The following is a 20,507-nucleotide window of genomic DNA, read 5'->3' on the forward strand; positions in this document are numbered from 1 at the left end:
AAAATCGTTGAGTGGGTGCATTGTCGACCGAAGATGAAAATTATCAAATAGATAAGAGGGAGAGTGCGGACCGTAAAGTTCCTAAAAACCCTATATATATGGATTTAAATCGGTTTATACGAGGCTTGGTGACACCTGCTCCGGCGCCGCTAAAACAACCTGCAATACAAAGATGGCTGGATGAAGAAGTACATTTTGGCCATACATTTCTCTGGTTTCCAATTGCGCTCATTGCTGGCGCATATTTTAATTTCACGCGTCAAAATGACATCCCAATTGCCGCTCTTATTTTGCCCTTTTCAATTCTTTTGACAATTCGTGTCTGCATAAATGGTTTGTCTGTCCGGTCAAAATATATAGTCAGCTTGGGGATGGCATTTATTGTTGGTGCGATTGCCGTCAATTTTGAACACCGGGGTGAGTTTATTATATTGGATCAGTCCGTAACAATCAACGTCGAAGGTCTTGTTATCGCTAAAGAAATCGGGGTTAATGATATGCCTCGATATAAAATTGAAGTGGTTGATACTAGTAATCCAAGAATATTTAGGTCCCCGACTGTCATTCAACTTGTTGCACGTAGTTCTCATAAGGTTTTTGAGGTTGGGGAACCAATAAAAGGACGCGCGCGACTTTCGCCGCCGTCAGGGCCGGTTTTTCCAGGAGGCTATGATTTTTCGTCAGCAGCTCTGCAAAAAAATATTGGGGCCTATGGATTTTTTTACGGTAAACCAGAAAGAGAAGTCTTATCTGCACCTCCTAAATTGGATTTGAGAACCAAATTTCTGGTCTCGGTAAATTGGGTACGAAGCGAAATAGCATATCGAATTAGGCAACAGCTGGATGGGGATGCCGCTGGAATAGCTTCGGCGCTCATCGTATCTGATCGAAGAGCAATAAGTAAAAGTGCTGTTGAGTCTTTAAGAGCGTCAGGACTTGCTCATGTCTTGGCAATATCTGGCCTTCATATGGTACTGGCATCCGGCACTTTCTTTTTTGCACTGAGATTAATACTCAGCTTATTTCCGACACTCGTGCAGTCATTTCCGGTGAAAAAAATAGCTGCATTTGGCGCGATCATCGCTGCAAGTTCTTACCTGACTATTTCTGGAGCTCCGATCTCAGCGCAACGGGCTTGGATCATGCTGGTCATCGTATTGTTAGCAGTATTAATGGAACGACCCGCCATTACATTACGCAATGTAGCAATTGCGGCAATCGTTATAACCGTCATCTCACCATCAGCAGTGATGACACCTGGTTTTCAGATGTCATTTTCCGCTGCAGCGGCGCTCGTGGCCATTTATACAGGTTGGGCAAATTTTTCTGCAGCCTATGAGCGCTCGAGGGGAGGTATCTATGATGGCTTTATATTTCTCGTTCGGTTTTTTATAGGTCTTGCCGCAACTGCAATCATAGCTGGACTTGCAACTGGTATCTTCGCTGTTCAGCATTTCTATCAGTTCGCAGGGTATGGCGTACTAGGGAATGTTCTTGCCATGCCAATTGTCACGTTGTTGGTCATGCCACTGGCACTTCTCTCTGTGTTACTCATGCCATTTGGCCTTGAAACTTGGCCGCTGATGGCAATGGGATGGTCAATTGAAATAGTTATTATGATTGCAGAGTGGGTGGCCAGTTTAGGCAGCAATATTGCAATCGGGAAGCCGTCTCCAATCGCAAGCTTCCTAGCGTCCGTTGGTTTTGTTGTGTTTATCTGTTTCAGAAGTAAGTTGCGTTTTACAGGATTGGCTTTGATTGGGTTCTCAGCATTGGGATTGTTAATGGTAAACCCCAAAATTCCTGACATGTTGATTAGCGAAGATGGCAAGCTTGTAGGAATTCGCAAGTCAAATACAAACCAGTTAAGTATTAATCGATCACGACCATCAAAGTTTATTCTTGATCAATGGTTAGATGCCTATAAGTTTCAGATAGGTAAGCCAATACAGCTTTCTAATAAGCAGAAAGCCAAGGAGTTGCTTTCGGAGGAGGCGGTTGAATTTTGGCCCAAGTTTGATGGACTCTCAAACCAGACCGCGTTTGCGGAGTTTAAATGTGTATCGAGTCAATTCTGCTACTTTGAAAACAGCGAGGTCAAAATCGCAACAATTACAGATCAAAGATATTTAAGAATCGCCTGCGATCGCGCAAATATTGTAATCTTGTCTACAAGGCTAAAAGACGAAAACAGCACTTGCGATAAGAATGTAATGGTGCTTGATCAAAATTCACTGCGAAGAACAGGTTCTCTTGCCCTATATCGCAATCTGGACAAGACGTCTCAATCTACCCTCGATTGGAATATTGTAAGCGCCATTAACAATAGCGTTCGGCCTTGGACATCTCACCGCTATTACGACTGGCGAAGCCGCAGCTACAAAATGCCAAATGGTGAAATCGTCAAATACCATGGCCTCACTAATTTCAAGGCCAACGCACCAGAACTGAATACCAAAACTAATGATAGCGGCGAATAAGACCTACCAATTTGCCTTGAACTTTAACACGGTCAGGTCCAAAAATTCGTGTTTCATAGGCTGGGTTAGCAGCTTCCAGAGCAATTGAATCACCCTTACGACGAAACCGTTTTAGTGTAGCTTCTTCTTCATCAACAAGTGCAACGACGATGTCGCCGGGTGTGGCATGGTTGGTATCTTTAATTACGACCGTATCGCCATCAAAAATTCCAGCCTCAATCATTGAATCACCTTTGACTTCAAGAGCATAATGATCTCCAGATCCAAGCATATCAACCGGAACAGCCACATTATGCGTATTGTGTTGTATTGCCGATATGGGAACACCCGCGGCAATCCGCCCCATGACCGGAACGTTTAATGCGCCGGCATTATCATCATTGGATGCTTTAGGCTTCAAACTCTGTGTCGGTGTTCTATCTTTGCTGCCCTCAATAACGCTTGGCGTAAAGCCGCGCGGCGGAGGTGATGTGTTTTGGTAGCTCTCTGGTAGTTTTATAACTTCAAGTGCACGTGCTCGATTAGGGAGTCTTCGAATAAAACCACGCTCTTCGAGCGCTGTAATTAAGCGATGGATTCCAGACTTAGATGCTAAATCAAGCGCGTCTTTCATTTCATCAAATGATGGAGGTATACCGGATTCTTTCATCCGCTCATGAATGAAAAATAATAACTCTTGCTGCTTACGGGTCAACATATGATATACCTTTGCAAAATGAAACAAATCAAGAACAATTCTTATATGTTCTATATGTGTTCCGCAAGTGTTAAAAAACATTTAAAGAACATTGCTATGAAATTACGTGTTTCACTTGAACAAAGAGGAACATAGACGGAATACATAAATGTTATTGAACAATTGGATCATATTAGATGATGAATCTGGCAGATCCTTGGTTCAGCCGGTACATGTAGATGATTGAAAAATATAATGAATTTATAGATGATTAGTTAAAGCGAGTTGCGTAAGCCTGTTATCGCACTGTTCTATTCTTACTGAACAAGAAATATTTGGTTTTGCTTTGCAAAATTAATTCCAAATAGTTCAACTATCTAACAAGATTACGTCGCAAGTATCGCCCTTTTTCGCCGGTTTTGCATTTGGGGGGCGAATCAAAAGACCATTTGCATCGGCAAAGACACGTACCAGAGATGAATCCTGCCGAGAAAATGGGGTAGCAGTTAGGTTTCCATTTTTATCATATTCGATGCGGGCTCGCATATAATCTTGTCGGGAGGCGTTTTCCGTAAGATCAACTGTAGTTCTCGCTTTTTGGATGACTTGTGTTGCCCGGTTTCCGCTAAGCTTTCGAACAAGCGGTGCTAGAAATAAATTGGCCGTCACTAAACATGATGCTGGGTTACCCGGTAATCCCATGAAACGCATGTTACCAAGTTGGCCAAACATAAGTGGCTTACCAGGACGCATGGCGATTTTCCAAAAATTAAGCTCCATACCCATGTCGATAAGAGCTTTTTGTACCAAATCATAATCGCCAACAGATGCGCCACCAATGGTCACAAGAATATCGGCTTTGCTATCAATTGCTTTTTGCACGCGTGTTTTGATATCATCCAAATTATCGGTAGCTATTCCGAGATCGACAGCATTTGCTCCTGCGCTCGAACATAAGGCCACAACGCCATAGCTGTTAGATGAAATGATCTGGTTTTCATCTGGTGTTCCGCCCGGTTTTACGAGTTCGTCACCCGTTGCCAGAACGTAGACATCTGGTTTTTCAAAAACCGCCATATGTGACTGGTTCATACATGCAGCTAGGGTGAGGGCGGAATAGTCCAGGCGTCGAGATTTTTCCAGCAGCATCTGATTTTCATCAAAATCAACACCTTTGAGCCTGATGTGCCGATCTTTTTGTGCCGGGTCAGTAACTTTGATGACGTTTTCTGCAATGATCTTGGTGTTTTCCTGAATGAGGATCGTATTAGCCTGAGCGGGCACTGGCGCACCTGTGAAGATACGGACAGCCTCACCTTTATTTACAACACCTGTGAAACTTCGCCCTGCAGCGGATTCACCAACAACACGCAATGTCATGCCAGCTTTGCAGGCATCATCATAGCGAACCGCATAACCATCCATTGCTGATGCATTAAATGGTGGCTGCGCGCGGTTGGATGAAATGTTCTGGCTTAAAATGCGACCATGAGCATCGCTGATTGAAACCTTTTCTTCACCCTTAGGTTCAGCACCCTTAAGAAGTCTTGATAATGCTTCGTCAACGGGAAGTAGGCTCATGATGTAGCGCTATCCGATAAATCTGCATGCCACTCGCCAGATTTACCCCCAGTTTTCTTAACAAGACGAATGCCACCGATTTCCATGCCTTTATCCGCCGCCTTAGCCATATCGTAGATGGTTAGGCATGTAACAGAACATGCCGTCAGCGCTTCCATTTCGACACCTGTTTTTCCTGAAAGACGAACGGTAGATGTAATGCGTAAACCGGGAAGTTCAGGTGCTTCTTCAATATTCACCGCGATTTTAGTCAATAGTAGCGGGTGGCAAAGTGGGATCAGGTTTGAGGTCTGTTTTGCAGCCATAATGCCAGCAAGGCGAGCCGTGCCGATAACGTCACCTTTTTTAAGGTTACCCTCGCGAATGAGCGCAAGTGTTTCAGGTGCCATTTTAATTTGACCAACCGCAATAGCTTCTCGCGTAGTCGCAGTCTTATCACCTACATCGACCATAGAGGCAGACCCATCTTCAGCTAAATGTGTGAGTTTGCCCTCGTTCGTCATCATCTATCACCAACTCTTCTGGCTGCCCCTAAAAGCTCTTTAGTCGCCTTGGTAACGTCTTCTTGGCGCATAAGACTTTCGCCCACCAAAAATGTGCTGATATCTGACTTTTGTAAACGCAAACAATCATCATGAGTAAATATGCCGCTTTCTCCAACAAGCAGGTAATCATCGGGTACCATCGCGGCTAAGCGTTCTGAATTGGAAAGCGAGACTTCAAAGGTGCGTAAATTTCGGTTGTTGACACCCAGCAATCGACTATCAAGTTTGAGTGCTCGTTCAGTCTCGATCTCGTCATGCACTTCAATAAGCGCGTCCATACCAAGTTCAAAGGCACAATCCTCTAAAGCCTTAGCCTCATCGTCACTTAGGCATGCCATTATAATGAGAATTGCATCTGCGCCCCATGCGCGCGCTTCATAGACCTGATAAGGTTCAAACATGAAATCTTTGCGCAAAGCGGGTAGGGCGCAGGCATCTCTTGCAGCAGTTAAAAACTCAGGCGCGCCTTGAAAAGACGGAGTATCAGTAAGAACAGAAAGGCATGACGCACCGCCCTGTTCGTAGGCTTTGGCAAGTTCCTGCGGGTTGAAATCTTCCCTAATCAAACCTTTAGAAGGACTAGCCTTTTTGATTTCTGAAATAAGGCCAAATTCTCCATTGGCTTTTTTTGTATCTAGCGCTGCTTTAAATCCACGTGGAGCATCACCATCGGCGAACTTTGCCTTTAGATCGCTGAGGGACATTTTAGCCTTGGCAACTTCTATTTCGACGCGTTTATATTCTTCGATTTTCTTTAAAATGTCAGCCATATTTAGCTTTCAGTTGGGGCTAAGCGATTGGAGGTTGCAACAAGTTGCTCAAGTGTATTGAGTGCTGCACCGCTATCAATCGTTTTGGCTGCTATTTCAACGCCTTCAATCAAGGTTTCGGCTTTCTGTGCTACAATCAAGCTAGCAGCGGTATTCAGCAAAACAACTTCTCGATAGGCGTTTTTATCGCCCTGTAAGACACCTCTAAGAGCTGTGGCATTTTCTTCACCACTTCCGCCTTTAAGTGCAGATAGATCAACACGTTTTAAACCTGCATCCTCTGGCGAGACAGTAAAGTTCTTGATCTGTCCATCGAGAAGAGCTGATACTTGGGATTCACCCGTTGTTGTCAATTCATCAAGACCATTGCCGTGAACAACCCAGACTGATTTTGAACCACGGTCTTTTAGCACATGTGCGAGAGGTTCTACCCATTCGGGTGCAAAAACGCCTGTAAGTTGGCTTTTGACGCCGGCTGGGTTGGAAAGGGGGCCAAGCAGGTTAAACATTGTGCGTGTGCCCAGTTCAACCCGTGTAGGCCCTACATAACGCATGGCAGAATGGTGGTTTGGCGCAAACATAAAGCCGATACCGGCCTCATGAATACATGTTTCAATGCCTTTAGGGTCCAACGCCAGGCTTAGGCCTAGCGCAGATAGACAATCTGCAGTTCCTGCTTTTGATGAAAGGGCCTTATTGCCGTGCTTGGCAATTTTTACACCGCAGCCTGCTGTTACGAAAGCTGTGCATGTTGAAATATTATAAGTACCCGAGCCATCTCCGCCAGTACCAACAATATCTATGGCATCAGCGGGAGCTTTTACGGGCAGCATTTTCTCACGCATGATCGCAACAGCGCCAGATATCTCTTCAACGGTTTCGCCACGCATACGCAACGCCATAAGAAAGCCGCCGATCTGGGAAGGTGTTGCTTCACCTGACATGATGGAATCAAATGCTTGGCGAGACTCATCCGTAGAAAGTTTATCGCCGTTGGCGACCATTCCGATAAATCTTTTTAAATCAGACATAAAAACTCCCCAAAAAGATTACTGCGCCAAAATGTGGGAAGCAAGCTCACGATTTACTGTTACGCCATATTCTGATTGGAGGCGTGAAACAAATTGTCCGACAACTTCGTTGCCTGCCACTGCATTAAAGTTTTCTAGATTTTGAGTAATCGCCTGATCGGATAAAGCATCTTCTGGGACATTTACGGCCACAACTTTCATTAAGACCTGATTGGCACCGCTGGCGTCAGGTGCAACAGTTGTTAATCCGATAGGACCAGCAAAAGCTGCTTCAATTGTTGCCAGATTAAACACAGCATCGGGTGCACCACGTGTAATATCGATCTTTTTCTCAAGATTAATCGTATGCTCATCTGCGACCGCAGCTAGTGTTTTGCCATCATCGAGTTGTTTTTTCAGCTCATCAGCTTTAGCAACCAAGGCCGCTTCCGTTTCTGCTGCTAACCAATCTGCTGATACTCTATCTTTGACTTCATCAAGTGTTCTGTCTCGGGCTGCAATAATGTCGAGAACTTCAAACCAAACAAAACCTTCAGAACCAATATTAATTGGAGGTGTTTCAAGGTTGATGTCCGATTCAAAAGCTTGGGTGATAACCTCACGCGATTGCGGAATGCCTTCCACAGCAACGCCTTTATCGTCGGCGCCTGTTCGATCAATCATGTCAATCGTCACAACTTTTAGGTTTTGCTTGTCGGCGGCTTCAATAAGTGTCAACCCGCTTGCACGATCATCTTCGTAGGCATCATGCACATCCAACAAAGTATCTGCAGCTGCGATAAGTGCCAGTTGCCGACGAATGTCTTCTTTCACATCATCCAATGTTCGGGTTACCGCAGGCTCAATCTTCGAAACACGTAATATAACTGGACCAAAGGTTCCTTTTAAAACATCCGTGTTTCCACCTTCCGCAGGAACAGAAAATGCCGCATCTGCAAGGCTTTGATCTGGCATCCTATTTTTTGTAAACGTGCCAATCGATACATCACTGGCTGTTTTACCTTCTTCAACGAGGAGGTCATCAAAAGATGTGCCAGAGTTCAATTTTGCCAAAGCGGCATCTGCTGCCACGTCGTCTTTAAACGTTAGCTGGTCAATCGCTCGGGATTCTTCTGTGCTGTAGCTTGATTGACGTGCTTCATATTCTTGCACAATAGCTTCTTCGCTTACACCATCAAGATCGATAATATCTTCACTTGTTAGTTTAAGGTATGAAATCTTACGATATTCAGGCGCTGCGTAACGTGCAATGTTCGCATCAAAGTAAGTTTTGAGTTGTTCATCTGTCGCCGCTGCCATTTCATCAAGAATAGCGGGAGTTAAAACAAGATAGTCGATATCACGTTTTTCAGTGCGGTATTCCGCTAGCGCTTTTAGAAGTGTTTGAGGAATTTTAAATCCATCCGACACAGCCTCTGTGACCTGACTGCGGGTTGCCTCTTTTGCGCTGATTGTCAGGTATTGGGATTCTGACATGCCAATATTTTGTAACACCCGACGAAATGTCCCCTGATCAAACTGCCCGGTAAGGCTATCCTGAAATATTGGTTGCTGAGATAGAATAACACCTTGGCGTTTTTCCGACACGCCCAAATTAAGTTCAGATGCTTGCTGGTCTAGAGCGGCGTTGGTGGCCAGTGACCCAAAGACTTGATCTTCAATACCGAAAGCGCGAGCTTCTTCAGTTGTTAAGTTGCGGCCAAACTGCTGTGAAATAGCACCAACTTGCTGGCGGTAGGCCAGATAAAACTCCTCAGGACCAACTTTTTCGTCGCCAACAGATACAACCGTCGTTGAATTATTTTGCAAAATACTGCCTGATATGCCCCAAACACCAAACGACGCAACCAACAAAATAAGCAATAGTTTGGCAACCCAAGTCTTTGCAGCTCTTCTTAAAAAGTCCATATTGTGAATCTCTCCAACCCAACAAACAGTTATCAATTGATATCTGTATATAAATAATTATGGCAACCTTTAGCCCATACAGATTATGAATTGAAGACTTATTGCACTGCAAATCAAATATTTGTAAAGAACAGAGCAATCAAAACGCAACCCGACGTAAATTTAAGCCCTATTGAGGATAAGATGACACCAAATATTCGCCCACTTGTCGCTGGAAACTGGAAAATGAACGGTAAGCGCGATGCGCTCGGTGTTGTAAAGCAAGTCGCAGATGCATCCGACAGGGATAGCTTAAGCAAGATTGATGCGCTTTTATGTCCGCCAGCCACATTATTATATGTCGCAACAACTCTGACAGAAGATTCGGCACTTAATATTGGCGGTCAAGATTGCCATACGAATAAATCTGGTGCTCATACTGGCGATATTTCTGCTGAAATGATCGCTGATTGCATGGGTTCTCATGTAATTGTGGGTCATTCAGAGCGTAGAACAGACCATGGGGAGACTGACGCTATGGTTAAAGAGAAAGCACAGGCTGTTCTTGCATCTGGATTGAAAGCTATTGTTTGTATTGGAGAGACCGAAGAAGAGCGCAAGTCTGGCAAAACACTTGATGTTTTAAAAACGCAACTTGCTGGCTCTATAACGGACAAAGCAACAGCGGAAAATACTGTCATCGCCTATGAGCCAGTTTGGGCGATCGGTACGGGTCTTGTGCCAAGTGTTGAAGATGTAACAGAGGCGCACGCTTTTATGCGCGCAGAACTTGTTGCAAGGTTTGGCGAAGCAGGCCAGAACATGAAAATCTTGTATGGCGGGTCAGTTAAACCTAATAATGCCGCCGAATTAATGTCGATTTTGAATGTTGATGGCGCATTAGTTGGCGGTGCAAGCTTGAAAGCAGACGACTTCATTGCCATCTGTGAAGCTACAGCAAGCGTTGCATAGTTATAATAACTGCTATTTTACGCTTATCGCGTGACTATTGGGCTTGGAAAATTGCCAAAGCTCGTGTATGGACGCGCAAAGTTCTAATACTAATGAGCCTTCAAGGCAGGAATAATACATGGAAACCGTACTCATAGTTATACACTTGATGATCGTTATCGCTCTAGTTGGCGTTGTTTTATTGCAACGTTCAGAAGGCGGCGGGCTTGGCATCGGTGGCGGTGGCGGTGGTGGCATGATGACAGCACGCGGTGCCGCAAGCATGTTAACACGCGCAACAGGTATTTTAGCTGCAGGCTTTTTTATCACATCATTGGCTCTCGGAATTCTCGCGCGTTATAATGATCCGACCTCTGGTGTTCTTAATCAGATTCCAGCAATTGAGAGCGATGGGCAGGGTATCTTAAACCAGCTTGGTGGATCTGACACAACGGAAATTCCAGCCGCGCCAGCTGATGATGGCACTTCAGTTCCAACAGGGAACTAGTTCAAGCTGTAAATTTGAGCAGTTTAAAATTTTAAAGCCCGGGCATTGTCTCGGGCTTTTTTGTGTTCGTAACTTTTTTGCTAAAAAACAGGTGAAGAACAAATTTTTTGCTGGCGCACATCGTAAAAGTTAGCTAATCCTTCAATCCCATGGCACGATATGTTTTTATAACTGGTGGCGTGGTTTCTTCCCTTGGTAAAGGTGTTGCTTCTGCTGCTTTAGGCGCTTTGCTGCAAGCTCGTGGTTATCGAGTGCGGCTGCGTAAACTTGACCCTTATTTAAATGTTGATCCGGGCACGATGAGCCCTACTCAGCATGGCGAAGTCTTTGTGACCGATGATGGTGCAGAGGCTGACCTTGATTTGGGCCATTATGAAAGATTTACTGGCAGGTCTGCGGTCAAGATGGATAACATCACCACGGGGCGCATTTATAAGGATATCATCGACAAGGAGCGCCGTGGCGATTATCTAGGCGCAACCGTTCAGGTTATTCCTCATGTAACAAACGAAATCAAAGACTTCGTGCTTGATGGCAATGAAGATTATGATTTTGTGTTGTGTGAAATCGGCGGCACGGTGGGCGATATTGAAGCCATGCCATTTATGGAAGCCATTCGTCAGCTTGGTAATGATTTGCCGCGCAACAGTGCGATTTATCTGCATCTAACTTTGATGCCGTTTATTGCTGCTGCTGGCGAATTGAAAACCAAACCAACACAGCATTCGGTCAAAGAATTGCAAGCTATGGGCATTGCACCTGATATCTTACTGGTTCGCGCTGATCGTGAAATCCCGCAGGAAGAACGCCGCAAACTCTCGCTTTTCTGTAACGTGCGTCCTTCTGCTGTTATTCAAGCGCTTGATGTCGCAAGCATATATGATGTGCCTTTGGCCTATCACAAAGAAGGCCTTGATAACGAAATCTTGGCAGCCTTTGGTATTGACCCTGCTCCCGAGCCACGCCTTGAGGCATGGCAGGATGTTTCTGATCGCATTCAGTCACCTGAGGGCGAGGTCACAATTGCTATTGTAGGCAAGTATACCGGCCTGAAAGATGCTTATAAATCACTTATGGAAGCCTTGTATCATGGCGGTATAGCCAATCGGGTTAAGGTGAAATTTGAGTGGATTGATTCTGAAATTTTTGAAAAAGAAGATCCTGCACCATATCTGGAGAAGGTGCATGGTATTCTGGTGCCTGGTGGATTTGGATATCGTGGTGCTGAGGGAAAAATTCGTGCTGCCGAGTTTGCTCGAACTAAAAAAGTACCATATTTCGGAATTTGCTACGGTATGCAAATGGCTGTTTTGGAAGCTGCGCGTAATTTGGCTGGTATTAAAGATGCTATGTCGAGTGAATTTGAACAGAAAACAGGTACAAACCTCGTAGGTATTATGACTGAATGGGTCAAAGGCAACCAGCTTGAACAGCGAAAAGCCAATGGTGATCTGGGCGGGACTATGCGTCTTGGTGCTTACAATGCTTCATTGAAGAATGGTACGCGGATCGCTGAGATATATGGCTCTGAGAGCATTTCTGAACGTCATCGTCACCGCTATGAGGTTGATGTGAACTATAAAGATAAACTCGAAGAGTGTGGCCTGGTATTCTCAGGGCTTTCTCCTGATGGGATTCTTCCAGAAACTGTTGAATATTCTGATCATCCCTGGTTTATCGGTGTTCAATATCATCCAGAATTGAAATCGCGCCCACTAGACCCGCATCCGCTATTTGCAAGTTTTATAGAAGCTGCTCTTGAGCAATCACGATTGGTCTAGATAAGTTAGTATTGTGCAAAAATTTGATCTCATCTGGATGGTGAGATCAAAATTCATCCCAGTTGCTATCATTGGACTGATATTGACCTTGTTGCTGATTTTCTTGCGTCACAGCGCCAGCTAGTCGGCGGCCTAATGATCGGGCAGGGGATGTGCTTGGTTGAGATGGTACATAAGTATTGTCCACCGCTCTTAACTGTAGGCTCTCTACGGGTCGCGATTGTGTCTGGCCAATCGGCTGAAACGGTTGTGTCGGTTGCACATATTGGTTAGCTGTGGGCATTTGAGTAGGATAATTTCCTGAATTTTCGAGACGAAAACGTCTGATACTATTCTCGAGTTGTGATGATAACTCCAAAAGACCTGAGCAAGATTGATGTGTTTGCTGGGCAATATTTTTACTCTGTTTTGTTGTCTGATTCATCTCACTCATAGTGCCATTAATATCATTAAGTGCACTGGATTGCTCAACCGAGCTCTGGACGATAACACCTATAATATCGTTTATCTCTGCAACACGTGCTTCAATTTCCTGCAAAGAATCACCTGTTTCATTAACAAGTGAAACACCTGTTTCAACCTGCTTAGATGAAGTATCAATCAGTCCTTTAATTTCCTTGGCCGCATTTGCTGAGCGGCCGGCAAGTTCACGTACTTCTTGAGCAACAACTGCAAAACCTTTGCCAGCTTCTCCGGCTCGAGCAGCCTCTACGCCGGCATTTAGCGCAAGAAGATTAGTCTGGAAGGCTATCTCGTCTATCACCCCAATGATCTGATTGATTTGTTGTGCAGATTCTTCAATTTTTGTCATAGCTTCAATAGCTGTACGAACAACAGCGCCAGACTTTTCAGCCTCTTCTTTTGTTTGAGATACCATAGCCTGAACATTACTTGCCTGTTCGCTCGACCCGCTCACACAAGTTGTTACGTTATTGATTGCTGCGGCTGTTTGTTCAAGCGCTGTTGAATGCTGCTCTGTATGATGGGCTAACTCAGTGGAGGATTGTCCTGCAACATTTACCGTATTGGTAACGTTAGCTGTTGTGTTGCTAATTTCAGATAATGCGACAGACAGTGCAGATGTACTTTGATTATATGCGGCACGCAGTTGCCCGAATTCCGGTGTGAGTTGTTCATTTATCCGAAAACTAAGATCACCTTGCGAAGCAGACACCAATCCGTGAGTGAGTACTTGCAAGGCGTGAGCACGTTCTGCCTTGTCGTGTGCTGATTTTTCATTTGATTCAGCACTGTCTTCATCTTTTTTCTTTAGTTGCTTTTCAGAAAGCGCGCGTTTGTTTTCTCGATCAATAACAATCTTCTTGAGCTTTTGAATGGATTTTGCAATTTCGCCAATCTCATCCTGCATCTCCATAAATGGCACATCACTTGAGAAATTTCCAGCAGCTAAATGCTCACCAATCCGTGATAGCGGAGCAACGGCACGCTTCTTGATCCAATAGAAGACGAACGTTGTTATTAAGATCGACATGATGGCAACAAGTACGATTGCCAAAGTTAGAATTGCTTCATTTTCAGCGCCTGCATTTATTTTCTGTAAGGCGTAATATTGTGTTGTTAAACTGGCTATGAAAGCAAGAACTACAATAAATCCGAAAATGAACATCTGGTTGGCGATAGTATTTTTCATGTCACTCAATCATTGTGTGGTGCGCAGGGCACGTAAATCCATCATATCTCATTAAAAGAGATTTCATTCGACTCTTGATGTCATTTTTTTAATGAATGAAGCTTACGCAAAGATGGATTTTGTGCGTTTCAATTCATTCATCACCAGATGTTTCGTAGCTGGTAATTGTCATAAAACACGCAAGAAACTCTGCTAATTATTGCATTTTTGACACTTTACGTTATGAACAGGCCAACTGTCCTCCCAACCCATTTTTCAGGGCGGTATGGAAAACAACTTAATCAACTTAAAAATGGTTAACTATCTAAATTTGAGAAGGATCACATAATATGGCAGCAATTGTCGAAATCAAAGGTCGTGAAATTATCGACAGTCGCGGAAATCCAACAGTTGAAGTTGATGTTCTGCTCGAAGATGGCGCGTTTGGTCGTGCTGCCGTTCCTTCTGGTGCATCAACCGGCGCCCATGAAGCTGTCGAGCTTCGTGATGGCGGATCACGTTTTTTAGGAAAAGGCGTCACAAAAGCAGTTGCTGCGGTAAATGGCGAAATTTACGACGCTGTTATCGATATGGAAGCCGAAGAGCAAATCGCAATTGATAAGACAATGCTTGCTCTCGATGGTACGCCTAATAAAGCCCGTCTTGGTGCAAACTCTATCCTAGGTGTTTCGCTTGCTGTTGCTAAAGCTGCTGCACAATCTTCTGGTCTTCCGCTTTTCCGTTATGTCGGTGGACCGAATGCCCATACAATGCCTGTTCCAATGATGAATATCATCAATGGTGGTGAACATGCTGATAACCCAATTGATTTTCAAGAATTCATGATTATGCCTGTCGGAGCTGACACAATGTCAGATGCGATCCGCATGGGATCAGAGGTTTTCAATACTTTGAAAAAAGAACTATCTGCCGCTGGCCACAACACAAATGTTGGCGACGAGGGTGGTTTTGCTCCAAATATCGGTAGTGCACCCGAAGCTCTTGATTTCATCATGCAGTCAATCGAAAAAGCTGGCTACAAGCCCGGCGAAGACATGTTCCTCGCACTGGATTGTGCATCAACTGAATTCTTCAAAGACGGGAAATATGTTCTTGCAGGTGAAGAACGTACACTTGATGCTGGTCAAATGGCTGCGTATCTTGATGAATTGGTCGATAGATACCCAATCATTTCAATTGAAGATGGTATGGCAGAAGATGACTGGGAAGGTTGGAAAACATCAACTGAACTGTCTGGCAAAAAATGTCAGCTTGTTGGTGATGATCTGTTTGTAACAAACACTGCTCGTCTTAAGGATGGCATCAAAATGGGCGTTGCAAACTCTATTTTGGTGAAAGTGAACCAAATTGGCTCGCTGTCTGAAACGCTGGATGCTGTTGAAACCGCGCATAAAGCGTCATACACAGCTGTTATGTCCCACCGTTCCGGCGAAACAGAAGATTCAACTATTTCCGATCTAGCTGTTGCTACAAATTGTGGGCAAATCAAAACTGGCTCGTTGTCACGATCTGACCGATTGGCCAAATACAATCAATTGATCCGTATTGAAGAGGAATTAGGTGCGCAAGCAGTTTATGCTGGCCGATCTATTCTTCGCGATTAATCGCAGTAAATTTTGTTATGAAAGGCGGTGCTTCGGCGCCGCTTTTTTTATGCGAATTTAATTCAGATATTGATGTTAATTATGAAAAAAGCAGGTCGTCGATAAGACAAAATTAATCATCTTCGTCGATATTGAATATCACGAGGTCAAGTAATGCGTACTCGCTTTAAACGTAAATTTATAATGCTAAGGATCGGCCTATATCTATTGGGTATGGCATCACTTAGTTATTTTGCTTTTCATACCGTAAATGGTGAATACGGTATGACGTCCGGCAAAGCTATGCAGGCTCAAATTGATGAGTTAAATGCAGAATCCAAAGTGTTGGCTGCACGGCGAGCCTATCTGACAAAACAAGTAAAATTGATGAGCGATGGAACTCTCGAAGCGGACATGCTTGATGAGCGAGCTCGTAGTTTGCTTGCTGTTTCGCGAGAAGATGAAATCATCATTTATCAGTAATTTATGCATTAACTTAAATTAAGTTAATTTTATAATTTCATATAAAAATCATATATATAACATGAATATCAGCTATGCATTTATGCTGTTGCTGTTAGTTACAATTTGAATTATGATCGCCCAAACTTCACCACTGGGAGGCTCATATGGCAGCTCGAAAGACTACAAGATCTTCGGCACGAAAAACGACCACGAAAAAAAATGTAATTGGTAAATCAATCAGCGATTTTGACAAAGAGACAGAATTAAAAGCATATCGTGAGATGCTCTTGATCCGGCGCTTTGAGGAAAAGGCTGGTCAATTATATGGCATGGGTGCAATCGGTGGGTTTTGTCACCTTTATATAGGTCAGGAAGCTGTCGTTGTTGGTATCCAGATGGCGCTTAAAGATGGTGATCAAATGATCACTGGTTATCGTGATCATGGTCATATGCTGGTTAAAGGCATGGAAGCTCGAGGTGTTATGGCGGAGTTAACTGGTCGCCAAGGCGGGTATTCGCGAGGTAAGGGCGGCTCCATGCATATGTTCTCCAAAGAAAAAGATTTCTACGGCGGTCATGGTATTGTGGGCGCGCAAGTGGCGCTAGGTACTGGTTTGGGCTTTGCAAATAAATATCGCGGCACAGATAATCTAGCCGTTGCATTCTTTGGCGATGGCGCGGCCAACCAGGGTCAGGTTTATGAGAGCTTTAATATGGCTTCTTTGTGGGATTTACCTGTTCTTTATATTGTAGAAAACAATAGATACGCAATGGGCACCGCAGTGTCTCGCGCATCAGCACACACAAATTTTGCAGATCGAGGAACAGCTTTTGATATTCCAGGATATCAAGTTGATGGTATGGATGTTCGTGCAGTGCATGCGGCCTCAGAGGCTGCTGTTGAGCACATTCGTTCTGGCAAGGGCCCAATGATCCTTGAAATGATGACATATCGTTACCGTGGACACTCGATGTCCGATCCGGCCAAGTACCGCACCAAAGATGAAGTGCAGAAAATGCGCTCAGAACAAGATCCTATCGAGCAGGTTAAAGAACGTCTGATTTCGGGCAAGCTTGCGACCGAAGATGATTTGAAAACCATCGACAAGGAAGTTCGCACAATCGTTGCTGACAGCGCAGATTTTGCACAAAGTGATCCAGAGCCGGATGCATCTGAACTTTATACAGATATCTTGGTTTAAGGGAGGAATAGAACATGCCAATAGAAATTCTAATGCCTGCCTTGTCTCCTACAATGGAAGAAGGCAATTTGACTAAATGGCTTAAAGCCGAAGGGGACGCGGTGTCTTCTGGCGATATATTAGCCGAAATCGAAACTGATAAAGCGACAATGGAAGTTGAAGCGGTTGACGAAGGCGTCATCGGCAAGATCATGGTTGCTGAAGGCACTGAAAGTGTGAAAGTTAATTCAGTCATCGCTGTTCTTTTGGAAGAGGGCGAAAGCGCTGATGCAATTGGATCTGCACCTACTGCTGCGCCAGTTGCACAAGCTGCCAGTGCACCAGAAGTCAATACAGAAGTTGCTGCTGCATCTATTCCAGCTCAACCGGTCGTTGTTGAATTAGCGTCAGATCCGGAAATTCCCGCGGGAACGGAGATGGTTTCAACCACGGTTCGCGAAGCTTTGCGCGATGCTATGGCCGAAGAAATGCGCGCTGATGACGATGTTTTCGTCATGGGTGAAGAAGTTGCCGAATATCAAGGTGCCTATAAAATCACACAAGGTATGCTTGATGAGTTTGGCGAACGACGTGTGATTGATACACCGATCACCGAACATGGCTTTACAGGCATCGGCGTTGGCGCAGCAATGGCTGGTCTCAAGCCAATTGTGGAGTTTATGACGTTTAACTTTGCCATGCAGGCAATTGATCATATCATCAATTCGGCAGCTAAAACGCTATATATGTCTGGTGGACAGATGGGCGCACCAATCGTGTTCCGTGGCGCAAATGGCGCAGCAGCTCGTGTGGGTGCGCAGCATTCGCAGTGTTATGCCGCTTGGTATAGTCAAATTCCGGGGCTTAAAGTCGTCATGCCTTATAGCGCTGCAGATGCAAAAGGCCTTTTGAAAGCCGCGATCCGCGATCCAAATCCAGTTGTGTTCCTTGAGAATGAAATTCTCTATGGTCAAACATTCGATGTACCTAAAATGGATAACTTTGTTCTACCAATCGGTAAGGCACGTATCCATAAAGAAGGGAAAGACGTAACAATCGTATCCTTCGGAATTGGCATGACATACGCAATAAAAGCAGTTGAAGAACTTGCAACTATGGGCATTGATGCAGAACTTATTGATCTGCGCACTATTCGCCCGATGGACCTTCCTACAATCATTGAATCAGTGAAGAAAACTGGCCGTTTGGTGACTGTAGAAGAGGGGTATCCGCAAGGTTCTGTTGGCGCTGAGATTGCCACTCGCGTTCAACAACAAGCATTTGATTATCTAGACGCGCCTGTTCTAACTGTCGCTGGTAAGGATGTTCCAATGCCATATGCAGCCAATCTTGAAAAGCTGGCTTTGCCAAACGTTCAGGAAGTTGTCGATGCTGTTAAAGCCGTCACATACACAAGTTAAGGGAGGACGACATCATGCCTATTAATATCACAATGCCTGCCTTATCGCCCACAATGGAAGAAGGCACACTTTCAAGCTGGCTTGTTAAGGTTGGTGATCAGATCAATCCTGGTGATGTTATCGCCGAGATTGAAACTGACAAAGCAACCATGGAAGTCGAATCCGTTGATGAGGGTGAAGTTCTAGAGCTTCTTGTTGAGGCGGGAACCGAAGGCGTTAAAGTGAACTCAGTTATTGCTGTGATTTCTGGTGAAGAAGTTGGTGCACCTGCTGCCCCGGCTGCTACACCAGCGCCGGCAGTTGTAGCAGAGGCAAAAACTGAAGCTCCGGCTGCTGCTGTTAGTCCTGCACCAGCAACAACTCCTGGCGTAGCATCGGCTAAGGCCGATGGTGCTCGCGTGTTTGCATCACCTCTGGCTCGCCGAATTGCAAAAGACGCTGGTCTTGACGTGTCTGTCGTTTCAGGATCTGGCCCAAAAGGCCGTATCATTAAACGTGATGTCGAAGCAGCAATTGCTAATGGTGTAACTGCCGCTCCGCAAGCGACTGCAACACCTGCGGCAGCAAACGCATCGGCCTCAAAGCCACCATCAATGTCTGATGAGCAAGTACTGAAATTGTTTGATGATGATTCATATGAATTGGTCAAACATGATGGCATGCGCAAGACAATTGCGTCGCGTCTGCAAGAATCTAAGCAGAACGTGCCGCATTTTTATGTGACAGCTGATTGCGAAATTGATGCACTTCTTGCACTTCGCAGCCAGATCAATAAATCTGCACCCGTTAAAGATGATAAACCTGCCTTCAAAATCTCCGTCAACGACATGGTAATAAAAGCCATGGCGCTAGCGCTTCGTGATGTGCCGGAAGCAAATGTATCATGGACCGCAGATAACATGGTCAAACACAAGCATGTTGATGTTGGTGTAGCTGTATCTATCGATGGTGGGTTAATTACGCCAATCGTTCGCAAAGCAGAAGAAAAAACTGTTTCGACTATCTCAAAAGAGATGAAAGACTTGGCGGGTCGTGCACGTGACAAGAAATTGAAACCAGCTGAATATCAAGGCGGTACAACAGCTGTTTCTAATCTTGGTATGTTTGGCGTCAAGAACTTCTCAGCAATCGTCAATCCTCCGCACTCAACAATCTTAGCTGTTGGCGCTGGTGAAAAGCGTGCAATTGTTAAAGATGGTGAATTGGCTGTTGCAACGGTTATGTCTGTTACACTTTCAACCGATCACCGTTCTGTTGATGGGGCCTTGGGTGCTGAGCTTATGGCCGCATTTAAAGGTCATATCGAAAATCCAATGGGAATGTTGGCTTAAGGCTGTTTAGCGATGAAAAATGTTCTCTGCTTTGGCGATTCACTGACATGGGGCTTTGATGCTGCATCGGGTGGTCGTCATGCACTTGAAGATCGTTGGCCAAGTGCGCTAGCAGATATGTTAAGCGATGATATTCACGTCATCGCTGAGGGACTAAATGGTCGGACCACAGCATTTGATGATTTCACTGCTGACTGTGATCGCAATGGCACACGAATATTGCCAACATTGCTTGAGAGCCATCAACCGCTTGATTTAGTTATTGTTTTGTTGGGAACCAATGATCTTAAAAACATGATCGTTGGAACCGCTACATCAAGCGTATCTGGTACAAAACGGATTATCTCGCTGATTAAAAACCACGCCTATCGGGATGGTACAAATATTCCAGAGATATTGATTGTCGCTCCGCCAAAATTTTCGCAAACAGCGAACACTGATATTGGCGCAATGTTTACCGACGGTCTTGCTCAATCATCAATGTTGCCAAGCTTGCTTTCTGAATTGGCAGACGAATTGGGCTGTGGTTTCTATGATGCAAATTCGGTGTCTAAAACAACACCACTAGACGGCATCCATATGGATGCGAAAAATACAAAAGAACTGGGCCGCGGGCTAGCTGCGACTGTAAAACTTATGTTGGGTCTCTAAGCGTAGAGACAATA

The 20,507-nt window shown here is 44.7% G+C and carries 16 protein-coding genes and 1 pseudogene; 10 read left to right on the plus strand and 7 right to left on the minus strand.

Features of this window, described 5'->3' with window-relative positions; all coding sequences use genetic code 11:
• The first annotated feature begins 20 nt into the window (after positions 1 to 20).
• Positions 21 to 2,480, plus strand: coding sequence for a ComEC/Rec2 family competence protein (locus AB2J24_RS10470; RefSeq protein WP_367385437.1), 2,460 nt, complete (start codon positions 21 to 23; stop codon positions 2,478 to 2,480).
• On the opposite strand, the gene lexA is transcribed toward AB2J24_RS10470, so the two are convergent.
• From lexA to AB2J24_RS10500, 6 genes are all read right to left on the minus strand, one after another.
• Positions 2,461 to 3,177 (minus strand): transcriptional repressor LexA, encoded by a 717-nt coding sequence (gene lexA, locus AB2J24_RS10475; protein ID WP_162653841.1) that lies wholly within the window; start codon positions 3,175 to 3,177, stop codon positions 2,461 to 2,463. The genes AB2J24_RS10470 and lexA overlap by 20 nt on opposite strands.
• Positions 3,178 to 3,525: 348 nt before the next feature.
• Entirely contained in the window at positions 3,526 to 4,737 is a 1,212-nt protein-coding gene (glp, locus tag AB2J24_RS10480; RefSeq protein WP_367385438.1) for a gephyrin-like molybdotransferase Glp, read from the minus strand.
• Entirely contained in the window at positions 4,734 to 5,240 is a 507-nt protein-coding gene (moaC, locus tag AB2J24_RS10485; RefSeq protein ID WP_367385549.1) for a cyclic pyranopterin monophosphate synthase MoaC, read from the minus strand. The genes glp and moaC overlap by 4 nt, the downstream gene beginning before the upstream one ends.
• Positions 5,240 to 6,052, minus strand: coding sequence for an indole-3-glycerol phosphate synthase TrpC (trpC, locus tag AB2J24_RS10490; protein ID WP_162653844.1), 813 nt, complete (start codon positions 6,050 to 6,052; stop codon positions 5,240 to 5,242). The genes moaC and trpC overlap by 1 nt, the downstream gene beginning before the upstream one ends.
• 2 nt (positions 6,053 to 6,054) lie before the next feature.
• Entirely contained in the window at positions 6,055 to 7,083 is a 1,029-nt protein-coding gene (gene trpD, locus AB2J24_RS10495; protein WP_367385439.1) for an anthranilate phosphoribosyltransferase, read from the minus strand.
• Between the two features lie 18 nt (positions 7,084 to 7,101).
• Positions 7,102 to 8,991: a peptidylprolyl isomerase gene (locus AB2J24_RS10500; RefSeq protein WP_367385440.1), complete on the minus strand. Its 1,890-nt coding sequence runs from the start codon at positions 8,989 to 8,991 to the stop codon at positions 7,102 to 7,104.
• Between the two features lie 183 nt (positions 8,992 to 9,174).
• On the opposite strand from AB2J24_RS10500, the gene tpiA reads away from it, so the two are divergent.
• The 3 genes and pseudogenes from tpiA to AB2J24_RS10515 all read left to right on the plus strand — a co-directional run bounded on the left by tpiA (position 9,175) and on the right by AB2J24_RS10515 (position 12,210).
• Positions 9,175 to 9,942: a triose-phosphate isomerase gene (gene tpiA, locus AB2J24_RS10505; protein WP_367385441.1), complete on the plus strand. Its 768-nt coding sequence runs from the start codon at positions 9,175 to 9,177 to the stop codon at positions 9,940 to 9,942.
• A 118-nt stretch (positions 9,943 to 10,060) separates the two neighbouring features.
• A pseudogene (secG, locus tag AB2J24_RS10510) lies at positions 10,061 to 10,423 on the plus strand (preprotein translocase subunit SecG); the annotation flags it as partial.
• Positions 10,424 to 10,578: 155 nt separating this feature from the next.
• Positions 10,579 to 12,210 (plus strand): CTP synthase, encoded by a 1,632-nt coding sequence (locus AB2J24_RS10515; RefSeq protein ID WP_367385442.1) that lies wholly within the window; start codon positions 10,579 to 10,581, stop codon positions 12,208 to 12,210.
• Between the two features lie 46 nt (positions 12,211 to 12,256).
• Here AB2J24_RS10515 and AB2J24_RS10520 read toward each other — a convergent pair whose 3' ends face one another.
• The gene (locus AB2J24_RS10520; RefSeq protein WP_367385443.1) at positions 12,257 to 13,861 is read right to left on the minus strand and encodes a methyl-accepting chemotaxis protein; all 1,605 of its coding nucleotides are present in this window, start codon (positions 13,859 to 13,861) and stop codon (positions 12,257 to 12,259) included.
• A 329-nt stretch (positions 13,862 to 14,190) separates the two neighbouring features.
• Here AB2J24_RS10520 and eno point away from each other — a divergent pair, with 329 nt between their 5' ends.
• The 6 genes from eno (at position 14,191) to AB2J24_RS10550 (ending at position 20,493) form a co-directional block, all read left to right on the plus strand.
• The gene (gene eno, locus AB2J24_RS10525; RefSeq protein ID WP_367385444.1) at positions 14,191 to 15,465 is read left to right on the plus strand and encodes a phosphopyruvate hydratase; all 1,275 of its coding nucleotides are present in this window, start codon (positions 14,191 to 14,193) and stop codon (positions 15,463 to 15,465) included.
• A gap of 153 nt (positions 15,466 to 15,618) precedes the next feature.
• Positions 15,619 to 15,927 (plus strand): FtsB family cell division protein, encoded by a 309-nt coding sequence (locus AB2J24_RS10530; RefSeq protein ID WP_162653858.1) that lies wholly within the window; start codon positions 15,619 to 15,621, stop codon positions 15,925 to 15,927.
• A gap of 146 nt (positions 15,928 to 16,073) precedes the next feature.
• Positions 16,074 to 17,111 carry a pyruvate dehydrogenase (acetyl-transferring) E1 component subunit alpha gene (gene pdhA / locus AB2J24_RS10535; RefSeq protein WP_367385445.1) on the plus strand — a complete coding sequence of 346 codons (1,038 nt, stop codon included), beginning with the start codon at positions 16,074 to 16,076 and terminating at the stop codon, positions 17,109 to 17,111.
• A gap of 14 nt (positions 17,112 to 17,125) precedes the next feature.
• Positions 17,126 to 18,511 carry a pyruvate dehydrogenase complex E1 component subunit beta gene (locus tag AB2J24_RS10540; RefSeq protein WP_367385446.1) on the plus strand — a complete coding sequence of 462 codons (1,386 nt, stop codon included), beginning with the start codon at positions 17,126 to 17,128 and terminating at the stop codon, positions 18,509 to 18,511.
• Between the two features lie 14 nt (positions 18,512 to 18,525).
• Positions 18,526 to 19,842 carry a pyruvate dehydrogenase complex dihydrolipoamide acetyltransferase gene (locus AB2J24_RS10545; RefSeq protein ID WP_367385447.1) on the plus strand — a complete coding sequence of 439 codons (1,317 nt, stop codon included), beginning with the start codon at positions 18,526 to 18,528 and terminating at the stop codon, positions 19,840 to 19,842.
• 12 nt (positions 19,843 to 19,854) lie between these two features.
• Positions 19,855 to 20,493 (plus strand): SGNH/GDSL hydrolase family protein, encoded by a 639-nt coding sequence (locus AB2J24_RS10550; RefSeq protein ID WP_367385448.1) that lies wholly within the window; start codon positions 19,855 to 19,857, stop codon positions 20,491 to 20,493.
• Positions 20,494 to 20,507: the final 14 nt, after the last annotated feature.

Origin of the sequence: Lentilitoribacter sp. EG35 (assembly GCF_040784015.1) — a bacterium.
GTDB lineage: Bacteria > Pseudomonadota > Alphaproteobacteria > Rhizobiales > Rhizobiaceae > Lentilitoribacter.

Coding starts and splice junctions, on each gene's coding strand:
- pdhA (WP_367385445.1), top strand. CDS start 16,074: ATGGCAGCTCGAAAGACTACAAGATCTTCGGCACGAAAAACGACCACG.
- tpiA (WP_367385441.1), top strand. CDS start 9,175: ATGACACCAAATATTCGCCCACTTGTCGCTGGAAACTGGAAAATGAAC.
- lexA (WP_162653841.1), bottom strand. CDS start 3,177: ATGTTGACCCGTAAGCAGCAAGAGTTATTATTTTTCATTCATGAGCGG.
- AB2J24_RS10545 (WP_367385447.1), top strand. CDS start 18,526: ATGCCTATTAATATCACAATGCCTGCCTTATCGCCCACAATGGAAGAA.
- AB2J24_RS10500 (WP_367385440.1), bottom strand. CDS start 8,991: ATGGACTTTTTAAGAAGAGCTGCAAAGACTTGGGTTGCCAAACTATTG.
- AB2J24_RS10520 (WP_367385443.1), bottom strand. CDS start 13,861: ATGAAAAATACTATCGCCAACCAGATGTTCATTTTCGGATTTATTGTA.
- AB2J24_RS10530 (WP_162653858.1), top strand. CDS start 15,619: ATGCGTACTCGCTTTAAACGTAAATTTATAATGCTAAGGATCGGCCTA.
- trpC (WP_162653844.1), bottom strand. CDS start 6,052: ATGGCTGACATTTTAAAGAAAATCGAAGAATATAAACGCGTCGAAATA.
- glp (WP_367385438.1), bottom strand. CDS start 4,737: ATGAGCCTACTTCCCGTTGACGAAGCATTATCAAGACTTCTTAAGGGT.
- trpD (WP_367385439.1), bottom strand. CDS start 7,083: ATGTCTGATTTAAAAAGATTTATCGGAATGGTCGCCAACGGCGATAAA.
- eno (WP_367385444.1), top strand. CDS start 14,191: ATGGCAGCAATTGTCGAAATCAAAGGTCGTGAAATTATCGACAGTCGC.
- AB2J24_RS10540 (WP_367385446.1), top strand. CDS start 17,126: ATGCCAATAGAAATTCTAATGCCTGCCTTGTCTCCTACAATGGAAGAA.
- moaC (WP_367385549.1), bottom strand. CDS start 5,240: ATGACGAACGAGGGCAAACTCACACATTTAGCTGAAGATGGGTCTGCC.
- AB2J24_RS10550 (WP_367385448.1), top strand. CDS start 19,855: ATGAAAAATGTTCTCTGCTTTGGCGATTCACTGACATGGGGCTTTGAT.
- AB2J24_RS10515 (WP_367385442.1), top strand. CDS start 10,579: ATGGCACGATATGTTTTTATAACTGGTGGCGTGGTTTCTTCCCTTGGT.